The sequence below is a fragment of the Halosimplex marinum genome (assembly GCF_051414075.1).
Taxonomy (GTDB): domain Archaea; phylum Halobacteriota; class Halobacteria; order Halobacteriales; family Haloarculaceae; genus Halosimplex; species Halosimplex marinum.
Genome location: NZ_JBLKNY010000003.1, coordinates 926,075 through 943,298, shown reverse-complemented (window position 1 = coordinate 943,298; position 17,224 = coordinate 926,075). Strand labels below are relative to the sequence as shown.

General features: G+C 73.6%; 17 protein-coding genes. 8 read left to right on the top strand and 9 right to left on the bottom strand.

Annotated elements, in window-relative coordinates:
- Nucleotide 1 precedes the first annotated feature (1 nt).
- Nucleotides 2-493 carry a DUF5790 family protein gene (locus ACMGFI_RS05690; protein ID WP_436908043.1) on the top strand — a complete coding sequence of 164 codons (492 nt, stop codon included), beginning with the start codon at nucleotides 2-4 and terminating at the stop codon, nucleotides 491-493.
- 27 nt (nucleotides 494-520) lie between these two features.
- On the opposite strand, the gene ACMGFI_RS05685 is transcribed toward ACMGFI_RS05690, so the two are convergent.
- The 5 genes from ACMGFI_RS05685 to ACMGFI_RS05665 all read right to left on the bottom strand — a co-directional run bounded on the left by ACMGFI_RS05685 (nucleotide 521) and on the right by ACMGFI_RS05665 (nucleotide 4,585).
- On the bottom strand, nucleotides 521-1,303 hold the full coding sequence (locus tag ACMGFI_RS05685; RefSeq protein ID WP_436908041.1) for a creatininase family protein: 783 nt from the start codon (nucleotides 1,301-1,303) through the stop codon (nucleotides 521-523).
- A 79-nt stretch (nucleotides 1,304-1,382) separates the two neighbouring features.
- Nucleotides 1,383-2,432 carry an ABC transporter permease subunit gene (locus ACMGFI_RS05680; protein ID WP_436908040.1) on the bottom strand — a complete coding sequence of 350 codons (1,050 nt, stop codon included), beginning with the start codon at nucleotides 2,430-2,432 and terminating at the stop codon, nucleotides 1,383-1,385.
- Nucleotides 2,429-3,463, bottom strand: coding sequence for an ABC transporter ATP-binding protein (locus tag ACMGFI_RS05675; RefSeq protein ID WP_436908039.1), 1,035 nt, complete (start codon nucleotides 3,461-3,463; stop codon nucleotides 2,429-2,431). Before ACMGFI_RS05675 ends, ACMGFI_RS05680 begins: the two co-directional genes overlap by 4 nt.
- 110 nt (nucleotides 3,464-3,573) lie before the next feature.
- Nucleotides 3,574-3,840, bottom strand: a complete 267-nt coding sequence (locus tag ACMGFI_RS05670; protein ID WP_436908038.1) for a DUF7967 family protein — start codon at nucleotides 3,838-3,840, stop codon at nucleotides 3,574-3,576.
- Between the two features lie 70 nt (nucleotides 3,841-3,910).
- Nucleotides 3,911-4,585, bottom strand: coding sequence for a hypothetical protein (locus tag ACMGFI_RS05665; RefSeq protein WP_436908036.1), 675 nt, complete (start codon nucleotides 4,583-4,585; stop codon nucleotides 3,911-3,913).
- Nucleotides 4,586-4,767: 182 nt separating this feature from the next.
- On the opposite strand from ACMGFI_RS05665, the gene ACMGFI_RS05660 reads away from it, so the two are divergent.
- The 6 genes from ACMGFI_RS05660 to ACMGFI_RS05635 all read left to right on the top strand — a co-directional run bounded on the left by ACMGFI_RS05660 (nucleotide 4,768) and on the right by ACMGFI_RS05635 (nucleotide 10,541).
- Entirely contained in the window at nucleotides 4,768-5,478 is a 711-nt protein-coding gene (locus ACMGFI_RS05660; RefSeq protein WP_436908034.1) for a hypothetical protein, read from the top strand.
- 66 nt (nucleotides 5,479-5,544) lie between these two features.
- Complete coding sequence (locus ACMGFI_RS05655) at nucleotides 5,545-7,446, top strand: excinuclease ABC subunit C (RefSeq protein ID WP_436908033.1); 1,902 nt, start codon at nucleotides 5,545-5,547, stop codon at nucleotides 7,444-7,446.
- Between the two features lie 82 nt (nucleotides 7,447-7,528).
- Entirely contained in the window at nucleotides 7,529-7,987 is a 459-nt protein-coding gene (locus tag ACMGFI_RS05650; protein ID WP_436908032.1) for a DUF5518 domain-containing protein, read from the top strand.
- A 132-nt stretch (nucleotides 7,988-8,119) separates the two neighbouring features.
- A complete protein-coding gene (locus ACMGFI_RS05645; RefSeq protein ID WP_436908030.1) occupies nucleotides 8,120-8,269 on the top strand; it encodes a hypothetical protein in 150 nt (49 codons plus the stop codon).
- Between the two features lie 101 nt (nucleotides 8,270-8,370).
- Nucleotides 8,371-9,198, top strand: a complete 828-nt coding sequence (locus ACMGFI_RS05640; protein ID WP_436908028.1) for a cobalt-precorrin-7 (C(5))-methyltransferase — start codon at nucleotides 8,371-8,373, stop codon at nucleotides 9,196-9,198.
- A complete protein-coding gene (locus ACMGFI_RS05635) occupies nucleotides 9,195-10,541 on the top strand; it encodes a cobyrinic acid a,c-diamide synthase (protein WP_436908027.1) in 1,347 nt (448 codons plus the stop codon). The genes ACMGFI_RS05640 and ACMGFI_RS05635 overlap by 4 nt, the downstream gene beginning before the upstream one ends.
- A 12-nt stretch (nucleotides 10,542-10,553) precedes the next feature.
- Here ACMGFI_RS05635 and ACMGFI_RS05630 read toward each other — a convergent pair whose 3' ends face one another.
- The 3 genes from ACMGFI_RS05630 to ACMGFI_RS05620 form a co-directional block, all read right to left on the bottom strand.
- Nucleotides 10,554-11,444, bottom strand: coding sequence for a CPBP family intramembrane glutamic endopeptidase (locus ACMGFI_RS05630; protein WP_436908025.1), 891 nt, complete (start codon nucleotides 11,442-11,444; stop codon nucleotides 10,554-10,556).
- Nucleotides 11,445-11,655: 211 nt separating this feature from the next.
- A complete protein-coding gene (locus ACMGFI_RS05625) occupies nucleotides 11,656-12,507 on the bottom strand; it encodes an alpha/beta fold hydrolase (RefSeq protein ID WP_436908024.1) in 852 nt (283 codons plus the stop codon).
- Nucleotides 12,508-12,532: 25 nt separating this feature from the next.
- The gene (locus ACMGFI_RS05620) at nucleotides 12,533-13,447 is read right to left on the bottom strand and encodes an alpha/beta fold hydrolase (RefSeq protein WP_436908022.1); all 915 of its coding nucleotides are present in this window, start codon (nucleotides 13,445-13,447) and stop codon (nucleotides 12,533-12,535) included.
- Nucleotides 13,448-13,529: 82 nt separating this feature from the next.
- On the opposite strand from ACMGFI_RS05620, the gene ACMGFI_RS05615 reads away from it, so the two are divergent.
- The gene (locus ACMGFI_RS05615) at nucleotides 13,530-14,222 is read left to right on the top strand and encodes a helix-turn-helix domain-containing protein (RefSeq protein ID WP_436908021.1); all 693 of its coding nucleotides are present in this window, start codon (nucleotides 13,530-13,532) and stop codon (nucleotides 14,220-14,222) included.
- A gap of 138 nt (nucleotides 14,223-14,360) precedes the next feature.
- Here ACMGFI_RS05615 and ACMGFI_RS05610 read toward each other — a convergent pair whose 3' ends face one another.
- Nucleotides 14,361-17,081 (bottom strand): outer membrane protein assembly factor BamB family protein, encoded by a 2,721-nt coding sequence (locus ACMGFI_RS05610; protein ID WP_436908020.1) that lies wholly within the window; start codon nucleotides 17,079-17,081, stop codon nucleotides 14,361-14,363.
- Between the last annotated feature and the right edge of the window lie 143 nt (nucleotides 17,082-17,224).

The window sequence follows — 17,224 nt, the reverse complement described above, 5'->3', positions numbered from 1 at the left end:
CATGAGCCAGGCGACCTTCGACGACGACCTGTTCGAGGACGCGGCCAGCGAGATGCGCGAGGACGTGGAGGCGAGCCTCGACGAGGCCCGCGCGGCGCTGCCCGAGGCCGACGCGGTCTGGGAGGTCGAGGCGGACAACACGCTGGGCGTCCTGAACGCGCTCCGGTCGGCGCTGGACGTGGAGGACGCCGAGGACCACCTCGTCGACGCCAAGAAGTGGTACACGATGGGCGAGCGCGCCGACGCCTTCGAGGACGCCGACGACCTCGCCGAGGAGATCGAGACCGTCGAGGAGCTGATCGACGACGTGACCGAGGCCCACGAGGGGGTCAGCGACCTCGCCAGTACCGTCCCGCAGCTCCGCAGCGCGCTGGAGGAGTTCGAGGCCGGCGACGAGGAGGCCGGCGACGCGGAAACCGACGACGGGGCCGGGGAGAGCGACGACGAAGCGGAGACCGACGCCGACGCGGACGCCGAGGAGGCGGAGGCCTGAGCGACGAGTCGGGCGAGGACCGCCCGGTCAGTCCCGATCCGGTCGCGACACGTCCCGCGCCGCGACCGCGTCCAGTAGCGTCGCCAGCCGCTCGGCCGCGCGCTCGCGTAGCCACTCGCCGAGCGCCTCGCTCCCCTCGCGGGGGTCGCCCACCGCACCGTTCTCCGAGAACTCCGCCGAGTCGTAGGCGAGGTTCGTCCCGCTCACCCACTCGCCCCAGCCGTCGGCGGCGCCCGCCGCCGCGTCGTCGAGACGCCCCTCGCGGATCAGATCCGGATTCACCGCGCGCACGAGCGCAGTCTCGACGGGGCCGCCGTGGCCCATCCCGATCGCGTCGAGGTCGACGGGCGGCGCGTCGGGGTCGCCGGTCCAGTCGCGGTCGAGGTCGACGGCGTCGAACCAGGTAAAGGGGACGGCGTAGGCGTCGTCGTGGCGGCTGATCCGCCCGCAGACCTCCCGGAGCGGCGCGACGTTGCCGCCGTGGCCGTTGACCACGACGACGCGGTCCCAGCCGTGGTGGGCGAGGCTCCCGACCGTCTCGCGGACGTAGTCGCGGAAGGTGTCCTCGCTCACCCACAGCGTCCCGGCGAAATCGCGGTGTTCCTCGGCGACGCCGACCGGAACGGCGGGGGCGACGACGACCTCGCCGTCGTACGCTTCGACGCCGGCCTCGGCGACGGCCTCGGCGGTCAGCGCGTCCGTCCCGAGCGGTGCGTGGGGGCCGTGCTGTTCGGTGCTGCCGACCGGCAGGAGGGCCAGATCCGTCTCGACGGCGTCGGCCTCGGGCCAGGTCGATGCCGAGAGGTGCATACCGGCCGCTCGCGGCGGCGACGGTTAAGCGATACGGCCGCGTCGGAGCCGTCAGGTTCGGCGGGAGCCGCCGAACCGGCTACAGGTCGACGCGGTCGAACGTGTAGTAGCTGACCGCGGCGGCCAGCCCGATCCAGAGGAGGAAGCTGGCGAAGACGGCCGGGTCCGAGAAGTACAGGGGGACTCCGGAGCCGCCCGCCTCGCAGACGGTCCGGTTGCCGAACATCGTCTGTCGGACCGAGGGGCTCCCGTTGAGCACGTCGCCGCAGATGGTCGCCATGGCCTCCGGGCTCTGCTGGAACAGCCCGTAGCGGGCGGTCGTCGCGGCGCCGGCCCCCTCGCCGAGCATCGAGTTGGTGAGCGTCTTGTACGCCTGGGTCGGGCTCAACAGCTTCACGAACAGGACGAGCTGCCAGCGCACCGCTCCCTCGATACCGGCGTAGTCGGCCAGCACGTCGCCCAGCGAGTTCGCGAGCGCGTTCCAGCCAAAGGAGAGATAGAAGTAGGCGATCCCGGCGCCCGCCAGCGACCGGAGGTTCGTCGACATCGCGCCGGAGATGGAGACGACGAACGCGGTGAAGACCAGGGTGAACGCGACGGTGAACAGGACGAACCACGCGAACACGTCGAACTTGAAGGTGAACTGCGAGAGCGCGAAGAAGAGGCCGGTGAGCCCGAGCGCCGCCAGCAGCGGGACGCCGACGACGGCGCTCCGGCCGACGACCTTCCCGACGATCACGTCGCGGCGGGAGAAGGGGAGCGAGAGGAGCACCTTCAGCGACCCGCTGGTGCGTTCGTCGGAGACCGCCGCGTAGCCGGCGAAGATGACGACGATCGGTACCAGCAGCGTGACGATGTTCAGGTACGACGAGGAGATGAAGTACTGCATCCCGATGTCCCGGGTGGCCGGGCCGATGTTCTCGTTGAACAGCAACACCTGCACCCCGGGGACCAGGAACAGAGCGGTGAAGAGGAAGGAGAGGACCCACAGCCCCTTCGAGCGGATGGCGTCGCGGAACTCCTTCTTCGCGACGGGGTACCAGTCGAAGGCCTCGCGGAGCGCGCCGTCGAGGCCGCTCCCGCCCGGGTCGCCCGACGCGGCGTCGCTCCCCCCGGTATCGGTGCTCATCGCTCGTCACCTCCGTCGTCGCTACCGGCACCGTCGTCGGCCCCGGCACCGCCGCCGTCGGCGGTCCCGGCCTCGACCGCCCCGGTCTCCGATTCCTCGCCGGCGGTCGCCCCGGGCGCGGGCCCCTCGTCGGTGTAGGCAGCGAACAGGTCCTCCAGCGACGCCTCCTCGGTCTCGAAGTCGTCGACCGCGACGCCGGCGTCCTCGATAGCCGTCAGGACCGCCATCTTCGCGTCGCTGTCGACGGACACGACGAGGTCGTCGCCCTCGACGGTCGCGCTCTCGACGGCGTCGACCTCGCGGGCGGCGTCGGCGGCCGCTCCGACCTCGTCGGGGTCGACGCTGACGACCAGCCGCGTCCCGGTGTCGGTCGCCTCCCGGAGCCCCTCGACGGTGTCGACGGCGACCACCGCGCCGTCCTGGAGGATGGCGACGCGGTCGCAGACCGACTCGACCTGCCCGAGGATGTGACTGGAGAAGAAGACGGTCGCGCCGCGCTCGTTCTCTTCGCGGACGATCTGGCGCATCAGGCGCGCGCCGTTGGGGTCCAGCCCCGAGGACGGTTCGTCGAGGATCAGCAGGTCCGGCTGGCCCACCAGCGCCATCCCCAGCGCGAGCCGCTGGGCCATCCCGCGGGAGTAGCCCTCGACCTTCCGGTCTAGGTCCTCGCGGTCGAGGCCGACCCGCTCGGCGATGGCCTCGGGGTCGGGGTCGGCGCGTTTGGCCTCGGCGACGAACTCGATGTGGTGGCGGCCGGTCAGCCGGTCGTAGAGGTCGTAGCCCTCCGGGAGTACCCCCAGTCGCTCCCGGATGGCCTCCGACTCCTCGCGGGCGTCGAGGCCGAGCACCTCGGCGGAGCCGGCGGTCGGCCGGACGAAATCGAGGAGGATGTCGATCGTCGTCGTCTTGCCGGCGCCGTTCGGACCCAGAAAGCCGAAGACTTCCCCGTCCTCGACGGTCATGTCGACCCCCCGCAGGGCGGTGACGTCGTCGAACCGCTTGGTCAGCCCGTCGAGTTCGATCGCTGGCATGGGCGGGCCTTTCGCGCCCTCCGATTTAGGTTTTCATACACACCGGGCCGGGGCCGCCGGCGAGCCGCCAGTCCTGGTCCGGGTCGGACCGCGACCGCCGGCGACCGCGCTCAGACCTCGTCGTCGGGGTCGTGCTCGTCGGCCATCGACTGGGCCTGGGTCGCGTAGCGCTCCCGCTCGTCGGGGTCGGCGGTCGGCTCCAGCTTCTCGGGGTCGACGTCGACGGCCGCCGTGGTGGGCTTGCGCGACAGCAGCTGGAAGGACAGCTGTTTGGTGAGCTGGCGCTCCCCGTCGGGGGTCGCGTACACCAGCGTGACGAGGTTCTCGTCGCGGGAGACCCGGTCGACCAGCCAGCACCTGACCGTGTCGTCGCTCATGCCTCCCACTGGAGCGCGCGCGGGTTTGTACCCAGCGGATCGGTCGACCCGCTCGGCGTCCGCGCGGGCGTCAGGTCCACGAGCGCCGGCGGAACCAGGCCGGCGCCGTCCGCTCGGCGCACTCGCGGCGCGCGATCGCGACGCCGACGGCGTGCTCGACGACCAGCGCGGCGACGAGCGCCGCGAACCCGACCGTCCCGGGCGCGAGCCCGGCGGCCGCGGCGAGGTCGGCGAGCGGGCCGGCGCTCGCGAGTCCCGTCTCCAGGGCGAGCCAGGCGGTCGCCCCGGCGGCGGTGACGAGGCTGTAGCCGACGGCCCGAACGTCGACCAGCCGCGAGCCCAGCGGCGCGCCGCGCAGGGCGTCGACCTCGGCGGTGTGCTGGACGGCGAGCGCGACGCCGAAGGCGACGCCGCCGACGAACGCGCCGCGGGGTCCGCCGAGCGCGGCGACGGCGGCCAGCCAGCCCGTCCACAGCGCTGTCTCGGTGACGCTGACCGCGAGCGTCCGCCCGAGCGGGAAGCCGACCGCGGGGCCGTTGACCGCCAGGTCGACCAGGAAGTGACCGACGAGGAGGGCGGCGGCGAGCGCGACGACGCCGACGGCCGCCTCGCGCGAGACGGGACTGGCGTCGGCGAGCAGCGCCAGCCACACCGACAGCGCCGCCGCCTCGACGCCGGTGACGGCGCCGACCAGCGCCCACCGACAGGCCGCCGCCGCCCGCTCGGACCGGAGGGCGTCGAACATACGTCGCGCTCGCGCGGTCTCCCACGTAGTAATGCCGTGCCTGTTCGGCCGAAATCAGAGATTTTCGGCTCGAAACCCGCGCTTTCGGCGCGGTCGCGTCCGGCGCCGTCGGCGAGCCCGCCGATATCACGCGAGATACTCCGGGCCACAGTTTCAAGAACCGTCGCGCGACACGGGGAGGTATGTCCCGACTCCGCGGGTTGCTCGGCGGCCTCGGGGGGACGGGTGGGTCCGCGTGGACCGGGTCGGCCGAGGACCTGCTGTACGACGGGGAGTCGGTTCGCGAGCGGGTCGATCTGTCCGACGGCGACCGCGTCGTCGTCACCACCCACCGGCTGCTGGCCTTCACCCCGGGGGACGACGGGAAGAACTACCGCGAGGTCGACCTCCCGAACGTCGCGGACGTGCGCGCCGGCCACGCGGGCGAGGCCAACCTCCTCCGGCTCGGCGCCCGCCTCGGCGTCTACGGCGCCGTCCTGCTGGCAGTCGGCGTCTTCGTCGACTTCGGGTCGTTCGTCCCGACCGACGCCTTCGCCGGCGCGGGCGCCGGCCGGCTCGGGATGGGGGGGCTGCTCTCCATACTCCGGCGAGCCCTCTCGCTGCTCGCCAGGACCGACGAGTTCGCGCGCATGATCGGCGCGCTCCTGGTCCTGTTCGCCGTCTCCGTCCTCGCCGTCTACCTGCTGACCCGCGACCGCGTGCTGGAGGTCGCCGTGGTCGGCGACGGCGACCCGATCCGCGTGCCGGCCGACGGCGACACGATAGACGGCGCCGTCGCCGATCTGGAAGCCGTCCTGTTCGGAGGCGGCGACGCCGGCGCGGACGACCGCGGACCGCCGCCCGGCGACGACCCGCTGGCGGGGGACTCCGCGGCGGGCGACCGACGAGAGTGACAGCGACGGGCGACCGACGGCGCGCGGACGCAGGGTTCAAACCCGCCGAGTCGCTACCCTCTGGAGATGGATCCCGACGCGGTCCGGGACCGGGCCGGCGACCTGCCCGCCGAGCCCGGCGTCTACCAGTTCCTCGCCCGGGAGTCACGCGGCCGGAGCGCGAGCGGCGGTGACGACGGTGCGGGTGACCGCGGACCGCCGTCCAGCGACGGTCCGGCGGGCGGCGACTCGACGGGGGCTGGCTCCGGGGAGGCCGACACCGACCTCGCCGAGACCGACTCCTACGAGCGGGTCCTCTACGTCGGGAAGGCGGTGGACCTGCGCGACCGGGTTCGGTCGTACGCCGATCCGCGCAGCGAGCGCATCCGGCGGATGGTCGCCGAGGCCGAGTCCGTCGAGGTGGCGGTCACCGACACGGAGACCCAGGCCCTGCTGCTCGAAGCGAACCTCATCAAGCGCCACCGGCCCCGGTACAACGTCCGGCTGAAAGACGACAAGTCCTACCCGCTGGTCCAGCTGACTGCCCACGAGTTCCCCCGGGTCGAGATCACCCGCGACCCCGACCCCGGCGCGACCGTCTTCGGCCCCTTTACCGACAAGGGACGGCTGGAGACGGTCGTCAAGGCCGTCCGCGAGACCTACGGGCTGCGGGGGTGTTCGGACCACGAGTTCGAAAACCGCGACCGTCCCTGTCTCGACCACGACATCGGCCTCTGCTCGGCGCCCTGCGTCCCCGAGACGGACGTGGACCGCAAGGGCTATTTGGCCGACGCGGAGGCGGTCGAGCGGTTCTTCGAGGGCGAGACCGGCGCGCTCGCGGACCCGATCCGCCGGGAGATGGAAGCGGCGGCGGGCGACCAGCACTTCGAGCGGGCGGCGAACCTCCGCGACCGGCTGGACGCGGTCGAGGCGATCCACGGCGAGGCGGGCGACGCCGTCGCCAGCGAGGACAGCCACGAGGACTCCGAGCGCGAGCGGGCGGTCGACGTGCTCGGCGTCGCCGTCGAGGGCGAGCGGGCGACCGTCGCGCGGCTCCACAGCGAGGACGGCAAGCTGGTCGACCGCGAGCGCCACACGCTCGACGCGCCCGAGGGCGAGCGGGCGGGCGCGGTGCTGGCCGCCTTCATCGCGCAGTTCTACGCCGAGCGCGAACTGCCCGACGCGGTCCTCTGCTCGGACCACCCCGACGACGCCGACCTGGAGGGCTGGCTCGAACGGGAGGGCGTCGCACTGCGGGTGCCCGGCGCCGGGCGGGAGGCGACGCTGGTCGACCTGGCGCTGAAAAACGCCCGCCGCAGGGACCGCCGCGACGACGAGGGGCGGGCGCTCGCGGACGCGCTCAGCCTCGACTCGCGGGTCGAGCGCATCGAGGGGTTCGACGTGAGCCACGCACAGGGCAAGTCGGCGGTGGGCAGCGACGTGACCTTCGTCGACGGCGAGCCCGAGAAATCCGACTACCGCCGGAAGAAGCTCGACGACGAGAACGACGACTACGCGAACATGCGGTCGCTGGTGCGGTGGCGCGCGGACCGGGCGGTCTCCGGCCGCGACGAGCGGCCCGACCCGGACCTCCTGCTCATCGACGGCGGCGAGGGGCAACTCGGCGCGGCGCGGGACGCCCTCGACGCGGCGGGCTGGGACGTGCCCGCGGTCGCACTCGCGAAGGACGAGGAACTCGTGGTGACGCCGACGGGCGTGTACGACTGGCCGGACGACGCCGGCCACCTGCACCTCCTCCAGCGCGCCCGCGACGAGGCCCACCGCTTCGCCGTCCAGTACCACCAGACCCTGCGGGACGACGTGTCGACGGTGCTCGACGACATCGACGGGGTCGGTCCCGAGACGCGCAAGCGGCTCCTCCGGCGGTTCGGCAGCGTCGAGAACGTCCGCTCGGCCTCCCGCGAGGAGCTGGAGCGCGTCGACGGCGTGGGCGCCAAGACCGCCGCGACGCTCGCCGAGCGGTTGTAGGCGCCGTCGAGCCGTCTCCGTTCGGACTGTCGGGCGACACGTGATTTATTACGGCGCGCACGATACTGTCAACCGAACGCCCATGTCCCGAACTGGTCCCGGTTCAGGTCCCCTCCCCGGTTCGCTCCCGCGGACCTGGCAGTACGCCCTGGTCGGCGGCGTGTTGTCGATGCCGCTCACGCTCGCCGCCTACTGGCGTTCCGGGGCGAACGACCACTTCTCGTTCAACATGGTCGTCGTCGGCGGCCTGATCGCCGGCTTCCTCGCCCGCCGGTACTCGGCCGACGTGAGCGCCGCGAGTCTCAGAGCCGGCGTGATCGGCGGCCTCGCCGGCTACGTCTGGATCGCCCCCACGATACTCACCAGCGCCGAGAGTTTCGCCGACGCGTGGTCGTTTACGCCCGCGACGGGCCTGCTGTTCGTCGTCTTCAGTGCCGTCGTCCTCGGTGTTGCGGCGATCCCGGGCCTCTTCGGCGGCCTCCTCGGCGCCTGGCTCTGCAGGAAATCCGGACAGGAACGGACCGTCGCCGCGAGCGGGTGACCCGGAGATCGTGTCCGCGGACGAGCGCGTCGGCGGTAGCCGCCCCCGCGCGGCAGCCCGGATCGGCCGGTAAGCTCGCGCTACCCTCGAAACCGCCGGGTAACTTTCGGCGCGAGGGCCGAGCGGCCGCCCATGGCGTACCGAACGACCATCGGGTGGTCGCTCATCACGTCCGGCGTCGTCACGCTCCTGCTCGAATACCTCCCGTACCCCTCCGTCTACTGGGGGATCGGCCTGCTCGCCCTCGGGATCCTCGTTTTCGTGACGCGGCGGATCTACTGACGGTCCCGCTCCGCGAGTCGGTTGACCGGCCGGGCCGACCGACCGCGTCGTCCGGCTCGTCCGGAACAGTCAACGGGCCGCCCGCCGTGGGATCCGACATCGTGACCGACGCACCTTCCGACGACGACCGCCCGCCCACCGACGACCGCCCGCCCGAAGCCGTCGCCGCCGCGGCGCCGGAACGGCCCGCCGACGCCGATCGAACGGACGCCGCCGCCCCCGTCTACGCCGTCGGGATCGGCCCCGGTAATCCCGAGTACCTCACCCCGCGCGGCGAGCGGGCGCTCCGGGAGGCCGACGCAGTGGTCGGCTTCGAGACGGTCGTCGACTACGTGCGCGACCGGACCGACGGGGAGCTCTTCGCCTGCGGGTACGACGACCAAGACGAAACCCTGGCGGCGTTCGCCGACCGGGTCGCCGACGGCGTCGCAGGGGCCGCGGTGCTGATGGGCGACCCGAACTTCTCGGGCTACCAGTTCCTCGGCCGCGTCGAGCGGGCCGTCGACCGTCCGGTCCGCGTCGTGCCGGGGGTCTCCTCGCTCCAGCTGGCGGCGAGCCGCGCCCGCACCCCGATGGAGGATTCGACGTTCGTCACCCTGCACAAACGGGGCGAGTTGACCGCCGACCGCGAGCGACTGCGGGCCGACGCCGGCGACCGCCACCTGCTCGTCCTCCCGCGGCCCTACGACCTGATGCCGGGCGACATCGCGGCCGACCTGCTCGACGTCGGCGCGAGCGAGTCGCTGACCGCGCTGGTCTACGAGCACCTCACCCACGACGACGAGGCGGTGACCCGGACCACGCTCGGCGAACTGGCGACCCACGCGGGCGGGGACGGCCCCGACGACACGCCGTTCTCCGACCTGTCGGTGCTGGTCGTGCGGGCCGACAGTCCCGGTTCGAGGCGAACTGGAGGGAGCAACGCGTGAAGGGGGTCGTCCTCGGCGGGACGAGCTCCGGCGTCGGGAAGACGATTGCGACGCTCGCCGCGATTCGCGCGCTCGACCGCGAGGGCCTCGACGTGCAGCCCGCCAAGGCCGGCCCCGACTTCATCGACCCGAGCCACCACGAGCGGGTCGCGGGCCGCCCCTCGCGGACGCTCGACCGCTGGCTCCAGGGCGAAGACGGCTTCCGGCGCAACTACCGCCGCGGCGAGGGAGACGTGTGTGTCGTCGAGGGCGTCATGGGCCTGTACGACGGCGACGCCTCCTCGACGGCGATGGTCGCCGAGACGCTCGACCTGCCGGTCGTCCTCGTCGTCGACGCGAAGGCCGGCATGGAGAGCGTCGCGGCCACGGCGCTGGGATTCCGCGAGTACGCCGCCCGCATCGACCGCGACATCGACGTGGCGGGCGTGCTCGCCCAGCGCGCCCACGGCGGCCGCCACGCCGAAGGGATCCGCGAGGCGTTGCCCGACGAACTCGACTACTTCGGGCGGATCGCGCCCGACGACGACCTGACGATTCCGGACCGCCACCTCGGCCTCCACATGGGCGAGGAGTCGCCGCTCGGCGATGAGGCGCTGGACGCCGCCGCGGAACACCTCCGCGTCGACCGGCTGCGCGAGGTGGCCCGGGAGCCGCCCGAACCCGAATCCGAGTTCGCGGTCGACACGTCGGGCGGCGCGGCCGCGCCGGCGGAGTCGAGGCCCGGCGGCGAGGACGGCCGCCCGCGCGTCGCCGTCGCGCGCGACGACGCGTTCCGGTTCGTCTACCCGGCGACGCTCGAACGGATCCGCACCCGGGGTGAACTCGTCCCGTTCGCGCCCGCCGACGGCGATGACTTGCCGGAGTGCGACGGCGTCTACCTCCCCGGGGGCTACCCCGAGAACCACGCCGCCGACCTCGCCGCGGGGCCGGCGCTCGACACGCTGGCCGACCGCGCCGCCGACGGCCTCCCGGCGTTCGGCGAGTGCGGCGGCCTGATGGCGCTGGCGGAGTCGCTGACGACGACCGATGGGGAGACGTACGAGATGACCGGCGTCCTTCCCGCCGACGTGACGATGCACGACCGGTATCAGGCGCTCGACCACGTGGAACTGCGCGCCCGCGAGGACACGCTCACCGCCGCTTCGGGCGAGCGCCGCCGCGGCCACGAGTTCCACTACTCCTCGGCCGACCCCGCGGCGGACGCCCGGTTCGCGTTCGACGTGGAACGGGGCGACGGCATCGCCGACGGCCGCGACGGCCTCACCGAGTACCGGACGCTCGGCACCTACTGCCACTGCCACCCCGAGAGCGGCGCCGTCGACGCCTTCCTCGACTCGCTGTGACCGGCGGCGACATCAGTCGACGTAGGTCAGGAAGATGATCAGGTCCGCCGCAACGTGGATCGAGAGCGCGACGGCCAGGCCGCGGGTCTCGTAGATCGACTTCGCCAGGAGCCACCCGTAGAACGCCGTCATGCCGACGCCGACGAGCCCGCCCGGGCTCCCGTAGTAGTGCGACAGGCCGAAGAACGCGCCCAGGAGGACGAGGGCGTGGCGTTTCCCGACGGCGTCGACGAGGTCCGCGAGCGGCGCCGCGCGGTAGACGAACTCCTCCGTGAACGCGTTGAGGACCGCCGCGAGCGCGACGACCGGGAGGGCGGACGCGAGGGTGGGTACGTCCGAATAGGCGCCCGCGGTCGCGTTCACGGCGACCAGTATCCCACCGGGGAGGCCGCCCCACAGCAGCGCGGCTCTCCACCACGGTCGCTCGCGCCGGAACCCGGGGACCCACTCCCGCTCGGCGGCGGCCGACGGGTCGCCGACCCGCAGAAACAGATCGGCCCGGTCGGCGCCGGCAACCACCAGCGCCGCGAGCAACCCGACCGTGAACACGCCCTGCACTACCTCCGTCGACAGCGTGAACAACGCGCCGTCCGGCAGTTCCGTCACGCCGACCAGCCCGAGCCAGGCGACAGACGCGTTGAACGTCCCGTAGCCCGCGAGCAACGCCAGCGCCAGCGACCGCAGCGGCCGGAGCGTCTCGACTCCGAACGTGAGCGCGAGAAACCCGAGCAGTGCGAGTAGCTGGACCCGGGTCAGCCAGAAGGGACTGTCGCCGAGCACCGCCTCGGCGACGATCATCGGCGCCAGCGTGCCGAAGAGGACGAACGCCCACGCGGCCGCCAGCAGTGTCGTCCGCCGCGAGGACGACGCGACCCCCTCCCTGATCCGGGCGGTAAACGACATCTGGGCCGAATTGTCAGCGGCGCGTGGAAAATTTACCGCCCGACCGGACGGACACTCGACTCGCGACTTCCGGCGGCTGTTCCGCCACGACCCGAATTCATATCGCGACATATGATTTATCGACGGTCGACTCGCCCGGAGAAGCGACTCCGGATCGCTGTCGAGGACCGTCTGCGGGGCCGATCCGGTCGGTCTACGGGGCCGACGGCTGTTACCGCGGGACGAACCCCTCGATCAGGTCCACCACCGTGTCCGGACGCTCGCGGGGCGCCCAGTGGGCGCAGTCGTCCAGCAGGTGGAACTCGCTGTCGGGGATGCGGGCGGCCGCCCGCTCGCTCCAGCGGTGTGGGAACACCTCGTCGTGTTCGCCGTGGAGCAGCAGCGTCGGGGTGTCGAGGCCGTCCAGCCGGTCGGAGAAGTCCGTGCGGTAGCCGTCGGGACTGACCTCCGCGGTGCGGAAACTCCGGTAGGCCTTCCCGACGCCGGGGCGCTTGACCTCCGCCCAGACGGCGTCGACCGCGTCGGCCGAGAGGGCGTCGGTGTCGTGGACGATGTTCCCGAGACTGGCCTTCGTGAACCCGCGGCTCCGCCGCATGAGCGCGACGGCGAGTTTGTTCGTCAGCCCCTGTTTCGCGAGCAGGCGCGTGAGCGCGCCGTTGGCGAGTTCCTGGCCGAGCCCGTAACTGTCCAGGAGAACGAGCCGGTCGACGCGCTCGGGCGCGCGGAGCGCGAGCCCCAGCGCCGCGCCGCCGCCCATCGAGATGCCGGCGACCGCGGGGCCGTCGAGGCCGACCGTCGCCACGAACTCCGCGACCACGTCGACGTGCGTGTCCAGCGAGTAGGTCACGTCGGGTTTGGCGCTGCGGCCGTAGCCCAGGAGGTCCGGCGCGACCACCCGGTACTCGCGGGCGAGCGGCTCGACGACCGCTCCCCAGCTCACGCTCGCGGCGTCGATGATCCCCCCGTGCAGCAGCACCAGCGGCGGGTCCGCCGGGTCGCCGGCGGCCAGGAAGTGGATCCGGTGGCCGTCGACGACGGCCGTCTCGTGGCTCGCCTCGACCATACCGGCCGGTCGGCGGCCGGGACAATCAATCTCCGGGCGCGATATCGAACGCGCGCGACCGGGCGGCCAGCAGCGTCGTCAGGTGGTCGCCGTCGAGTACGGTCAGGTCGGCGTCGGGCAACCGGTCGCGCAGGCGCTCGGCGTCGGCGAGCGGGACGTTCGCGTCGGCGTCGCCGTGCCACAGGCGGACCGGCACCGACACGTCCGCCGGTGCGACGCCCCACCCCTCGGCGACCCAGGCCAGTTCAGTCACCGCGCCGTTGCGCGAGTGGCCGACGCCTTCGAGGAAGTCCGCGTACACGGTCCTGCCCGCGTCGTCCGGTATTTCGCCGGGGTCGTCGGTGTACTGCGCGAGGACGGTCGAGCGGCCGCCGCGTTCGGCCAGCAGGGCCTGACCGCGGAGGGCCGCCCCGAGCAGGCGGGGCGTCCGGGCGGCCAGTCGGCCCAGGACCCGCTGGAGCCGCGGCGTCGCCGCGGCGACCGACGGCGGCGCAGCCCCGGAGACGAGGTCGATCCCGTCGACCAGGTCCGGCCGCCGCTCGCCGAGCGCGAGCGCGTCGGCGGCGCCGCCGGAGAAGGCGACCACGCGCGCCCGCTCGACGCCGGCGTCCGACAGGAGCGGCGCGAACCAGTCGGCCGCGTCGGTCGGCTCCCGATCGGGCCAGTCCGACGACCGGCCGAACCCCGGCCTGTCCGGTGCGAGCACGCGAGTTTCGGCCTCGTGTGCCGCGTCGTCGACGAGCGCGCCCAGCCGCCGCGACCCCGGCGTCCCGTGGAGGAAGACGACGGGCTCGCCGGCGGAGGCTCCGTACTCGGCGTAGGTCAGACGGCGCCCCGCCGTCCCGTACTCGACCGTCCGCGTGTCGCTCCCCGAGTCGGGGGTCTGCGTCTGGGCGACGGTCCCGTCGGCGCGCTCGGGGGCGGGCGGCGAGTGGCGCATCACTCGACCGTAGTCGGGCCGTCGCCTCGGCAGTTGTCCCGGATCAGTACGGTCTTTTATATCGAGTGTGGAGGAGCGACCGATGCGACAGGTCACCTTCGAGACGACCTACCCGCCGGCGGCGGCCCACCCGTTGCACCGGCGGCTGATGGCCGACGGGCCGGCGAGCCGGGCGGACCTGCTGATCTGGGGGCCGACCGCCGCGGTGACGGCGCTGATCTGGTTCGACGCCGAGCCGGCGGCCGTCCGCGAGGTCCTCGGCGCGGTCGACTCCGTGACCGAGACGCGACTCGTCGCGGCCGAGGGCGGCGCGAGTGAGGCGACGGCCACCTCGCCGGACCGAGGCTCCGGCGGCGGGACCTACGCGTTCGTCCGCCAGTCGGCGTACGAACTCCCCGGAGCGGCGCTGGACGCGGTCGCCGAGGCCCGGGTCGCGTTCGTCCCGCCGGTCACGTTCCGGGCCTCGGGGACGGCCCGGTTCGAGGCGGTCGGCGAACACGAGGCGCTCGCCGAGTTCTACGCGGACCTGAACGCCGCCTTCGACACCGACGTGGTGCGCGTCCGCGAGTTCCGCCGGTGGCCCGAGCCCGCGCGGCTGACCGACCGCCAGCGGGAGGCCCTCGAGGCGGCCGTCGCGGCCGGCTACTACGACGTGGACCGGTCGGGCTCGGTCGCCGAGGTGGCGGCGGAACTGGACTGCGCGACCAGTACGGCGGGCGAACTCCTGCGGCGGGCGGAATCGGCCGTCCTGACGGCGTTCGTCGGCGATCCCTGACCGACCTCGGGCGGTCGGCCGCGGCGTCGCGGTGACCGCGACCGAGGGTCATAAATCAGATGGCGCGATACGAAAGTCGGGTCCGGATCGGACGGACACGGCTGGCGGGACAGGCGAACTGCGAGAAAGAGTGGTCGGTCAGTTGTCGTCGTCGAGGCCGCCGCCCCAGTCGAGGGCGTCGGCCTGCTTGCCGCCGGTGCCGCCGCTCCCGCCGCCCCCGCCGCCGAACCGCTTGACCGCGGCGCCGAGGGCGGCGACGGCGGCGACCGCCCCCGCGCCGGCGTAGGGGAGCCAGTCGGGTTCGATGTCGAGCCCGTCGAGCGGCCCGGCGCTATCGCCGCCGCCACCGCCACCGGCGCCGCTCCCTGTGGTCGTCGCCGGTGGCGTCGGGGCGTCGGTCGGCGTCGCCGTCGGGTCGGTCGCGCCGCCGGGCGCGGTCGTCGGCGTCCGGGTCGGCGTGGCGGTCCCGCCGGTCGGCGTGGCCGTCCCGCCGGTCGCCGTGGGAGTGTCCGTCGGCGTCGTCCCGGTGGGAGTGTCCGTCGGCGTCGCCGTGGGGGTATCGGTCGGCGTCGCCGTGGGGGTATCGGTCGGCGTATCAGTCGGCGTCCCAGTCGGCGTGGCGGTGTCGGTCGGTGTCGCCGTCGGCGTGTCGCTCGGCGTGGCCGCCGGCGTCGGCGTCTGGACGGTGTTCGGCGGGTTCAGCGCCGCGACCTCCGCGCTGGCGACGTAGACGGTGTCGTTGCCGAAGGCCGCGGTCGTCCGCAGCGGCGCGGCGGTGTCGTAGGCCCACCGTTCGCTCCCGTCGGCCGCGTCGAAGGCGTAGACGCTCTCGTCCTCGCTGCCGACCGTCACGAGGTCGCCCGCGACGCCGGGCGTCGACCGGATCGCCCCGCTGGCCTCGGCGGTCCACCGCCGGTCGCCCTCCAGGTCGAAGGCGTAGAGCGTCCCCGCGACGGTCCCGACGTAGACGGTCTCGCCGGCCACCGCCGGAGCGGCCCTGACGGCCCCGTCCAGCTCGACCGACCACCGCTCGGTGACGCGGTCGTCGCGCTCGGCGTTCAGGGCGTAGAGGCGGCCGTTGCGGTCGCCCACGTAGACGGTGTCGGTCGTGGCCGCGGGAGCGGCGACGGTGGCGCTCTCGCGGGCCCGGAAGCCCCACAGCTCCTCCCCGCTGGCGGCGTCGAACGCGGAGACGACGCCGCTGGGCGAACTCGCGTAGATCCGGTCGGGGCCCGCGGCCGGGCTCGTCCCGCCGCTATCGACGCGGCCGTCCCATCGCTCGGTTCCGTCCGCGCGGTCGATCCCGTAGAGTCGCCCCTGCGAGTCCATGGCGACGACCAGGTCCGCCCAGCGAACGGGGGCGGCCGGGACAGGGTCGTCGGTCTCGAACGTCCACCGCTCGGCGCCGTCGCCGGCTTCGAGCGCGCGGACGGTCTCGTCGGCACCGCCGAGGTAGACGCCGTCGGCGTCGGCGACCGGCCCGGTCAGGTCGGTGTCGGTCCCGTGGCGCCACAGCTCCGTCCCCTCGGCCGGGTCGAGGGCGTGACAGATCCCCTCGTCGTCGGCGGTGTACAGCGCGTCGCCGGTCAGCGCGGGCGAGCCCGTCGCCGCCCCGTCGGTCTCGTAGGTCCACCGCGTCGTCACCGCGTCGAACGACCCGCGGTCGATGGCGGTCTCCGAGCCGCTCTCGACCGCGACGTAGAGGCCGCCGACGACGGCGACCAGGTCGTCTACCACGGAGATCGAGGGGTCGTCGACGGGCAGGTCCGCCCGCCAGCTCTCGGTCCCGTCGGCGCGCGTGTAGGCGTAGACGGCGTCCTCGTCGGTCGCGACGTAGACGGCGTCGTCGGTGACGACCGGCTTGCGGCTCGCTGTCGCGCCCAGGTCGACCGACCAGCGCTCGCTCCCGCGGGTCGTGTTCAGCGCGTGGAGCGTCCCCTCCTCGGTCGGGACGAAGACGGTGTTGCGGGCGACGGTCGGCCCGCCGACGACGGCGCCGTCCAGGTCGACCCGCCAGTGAACCCGGCCGTCCGTCCGGTCGATGGCGTACATCGTCCCGCCGCTGTCGCCGATGTACACCTGGCCGCCGTCGACGACCGGCGGGACCGCCTCCGTGGGGGCGTCGGTCTCGAACTGCCAGCGGCTGTTGCCTCCCGTGGCGTCGCGGGCGGAGACCGTCCCGTCGGCGGCGGCGACGAAGACGCGGTCGCCGGCTCGGGCCGGCGCGGCCGCGACCGAGTCGCCGGCGTCGAACGACCACCTGGTGGCGCCGCCGTCGCGGCTCAGCGAGTACAGCGTCCCCGCGTCGGTCCCCGCGAGGACCCGCGAGTCGGTCACCGTCACCGGCGCCGAGACGACGCCGTCGACCTCGGTGCGCCAGTACTGGCGCTGGGAGCCGGTCCTGACCGCCAGCACCGCGGCGCCGTCGTCCATGAACGCGGTGCCGTCGGAGACAGCCGCGGCGGTCGGCGAGCCGTCCCCGGCGTCGGTCCGGTAGCGCCACCGGGTCTCGCCCGACCCGGGGTCGAGCGCGTACAGGCTGCCGTCCGTGCTCCGGACGTAGGCGGTGCCGTCGTCGAACGTCGGCTCCCCGGTCGCGTCGATGGCGCGGTCCCAGCGGACCGCGATCCCGTCGGTCGGCGCGCTCGCGGTGCTGTATCCGGTGTTCGCCGCGTCGGCGGCGTACATCGGCCACCTGCGGGACGCGGCGCTGGCGGCGCCCCCGGCGGCCGAGGGCTGACCGCCGGCGGCGGCGGAGAGGGTCGAACCGACGACGCCGGCGGCGGTCAGGCCGGCGAGGAAGCGTCGCCGCGTCGGTGCGGCGCGGGTCGTCTCTGAGTGCGGGGTCGTATCGTCCATCGGGCGGACCTCTGTCGGGGAGTCGTCCGGGGCCGTCAAATATCTTGTCGCACGACGCTTGCGAGCGCAAGCGACCCTGCGCCACCACCGGCCCGCGCACGGCCTGTCGTCATCCGCCCGCCCACGGTCCGTCACCACTCCGC

Coding starts and splice junctions, on each gene's coding strand:
- ACMGFI_RS05645 (WP_436908030.1), top strand. CDS start 8,120: ATGGCGTACCGAACGACCATCGGGTGGTCGCTCATCACGTCCGGCGTC.
- ACMGFI_RS05655 (WP_436908033.1), top strand. CDS start 5,545: ATGGATCCCGACGCGGTCCGGGACCGGGCCGGCGACCTGCCCGCCGAG.
- ACMGFI_RS05630 (WP_436908025.1), bottom strand. CDS start 11,444: ATGTCGTTTACCGCCCGGATCAGGGAGGGGGTCGCGTCGTCCTCGCGG.
- ACMGFI_RS05690 (WP_436908043.1), top strand. CDS start 2: ATGAGCCAGGCGACCTTCGACGACGACCTGTTCGAGGACGCGGCCAGC.
- ACMGFI_RS05680 (WP_436908040.1), bottom strand. CDS start 2,432: ATGAGCACCGATACCGGGGGGAGCGACGCCGCGTCGGGCGACCCGGGC.
- ACMGFI_RS05615 (WP_436908021.1), top strand. CDS start 13,530: ATGCGACAGGTCACCTTCGAGACGACCTACCCGCCGGCGGCGGCCCAC.
- ACMGFI_RS05665 (WP_436908036.1), bottom strand. CDS start 4,585: ATGTTCGACGCCCTCCGGTCCGAGCGGGCGGCGGCGGCCTGTCGGTGG.
- ACMGFI_RS05660 (WP_436908034.1), top strand. CDS start 4,768: ATGTCCCGACTCCGCGGGTTGCTCGGCGGCCTCGGGGGGACGGGTGGG.
- ACMGFI_RS05675 (WP_436908039.1), bottom strand. CDS start 3,463: ATGCCAGCGATCGAACTCGACGGGCTGACCAAGCGGTTCGACGACGTC.
- ACMGFI_RS05650 (WP_436908032.1), top strand. CDS start 7,529: ATGTCCCGAACTGGTCCCGGTTCAGGTCCCCTCCCCGGTTCGCTCCCG.
- ACMGFI_RS05625 (WP_436908024.1), bottom strand. CDS start 12,507: ATGGTCGAGGCGAGCCACGAGACGGCCGTCGTCGACGGCCACCGGATC.
- ACMGFI_RS05610 (WP_436908020.1), bottom strand. CDS start 17,081: ATGGACGATACGACCCCGCACTCAGAGACGACCCGCGCCGCACCGACG.
- ACMGFI_RS05620 (WP_436908022.1), bottom strand. CDS start 13,447: ATGCGCCACTCGCCGCCCGCCCCCGAGCGCGCCGACGGGACCGTCGCC.
- ACMGFI_RS05670 (WP_436908038.1), bottom strand. CDS start 3,840: ATGAGCGACGACACGGTCAGGTGCTGGCTGGTCGACCGGGTCTCCCGC.
- ACMGFI_RS05685 (WP_436908041.1), bottom strand. CDS start 1,303: ATGCACCTCTCGGCATCGACCTGGCCCGAGGCCGACGCCGTCGAGACG.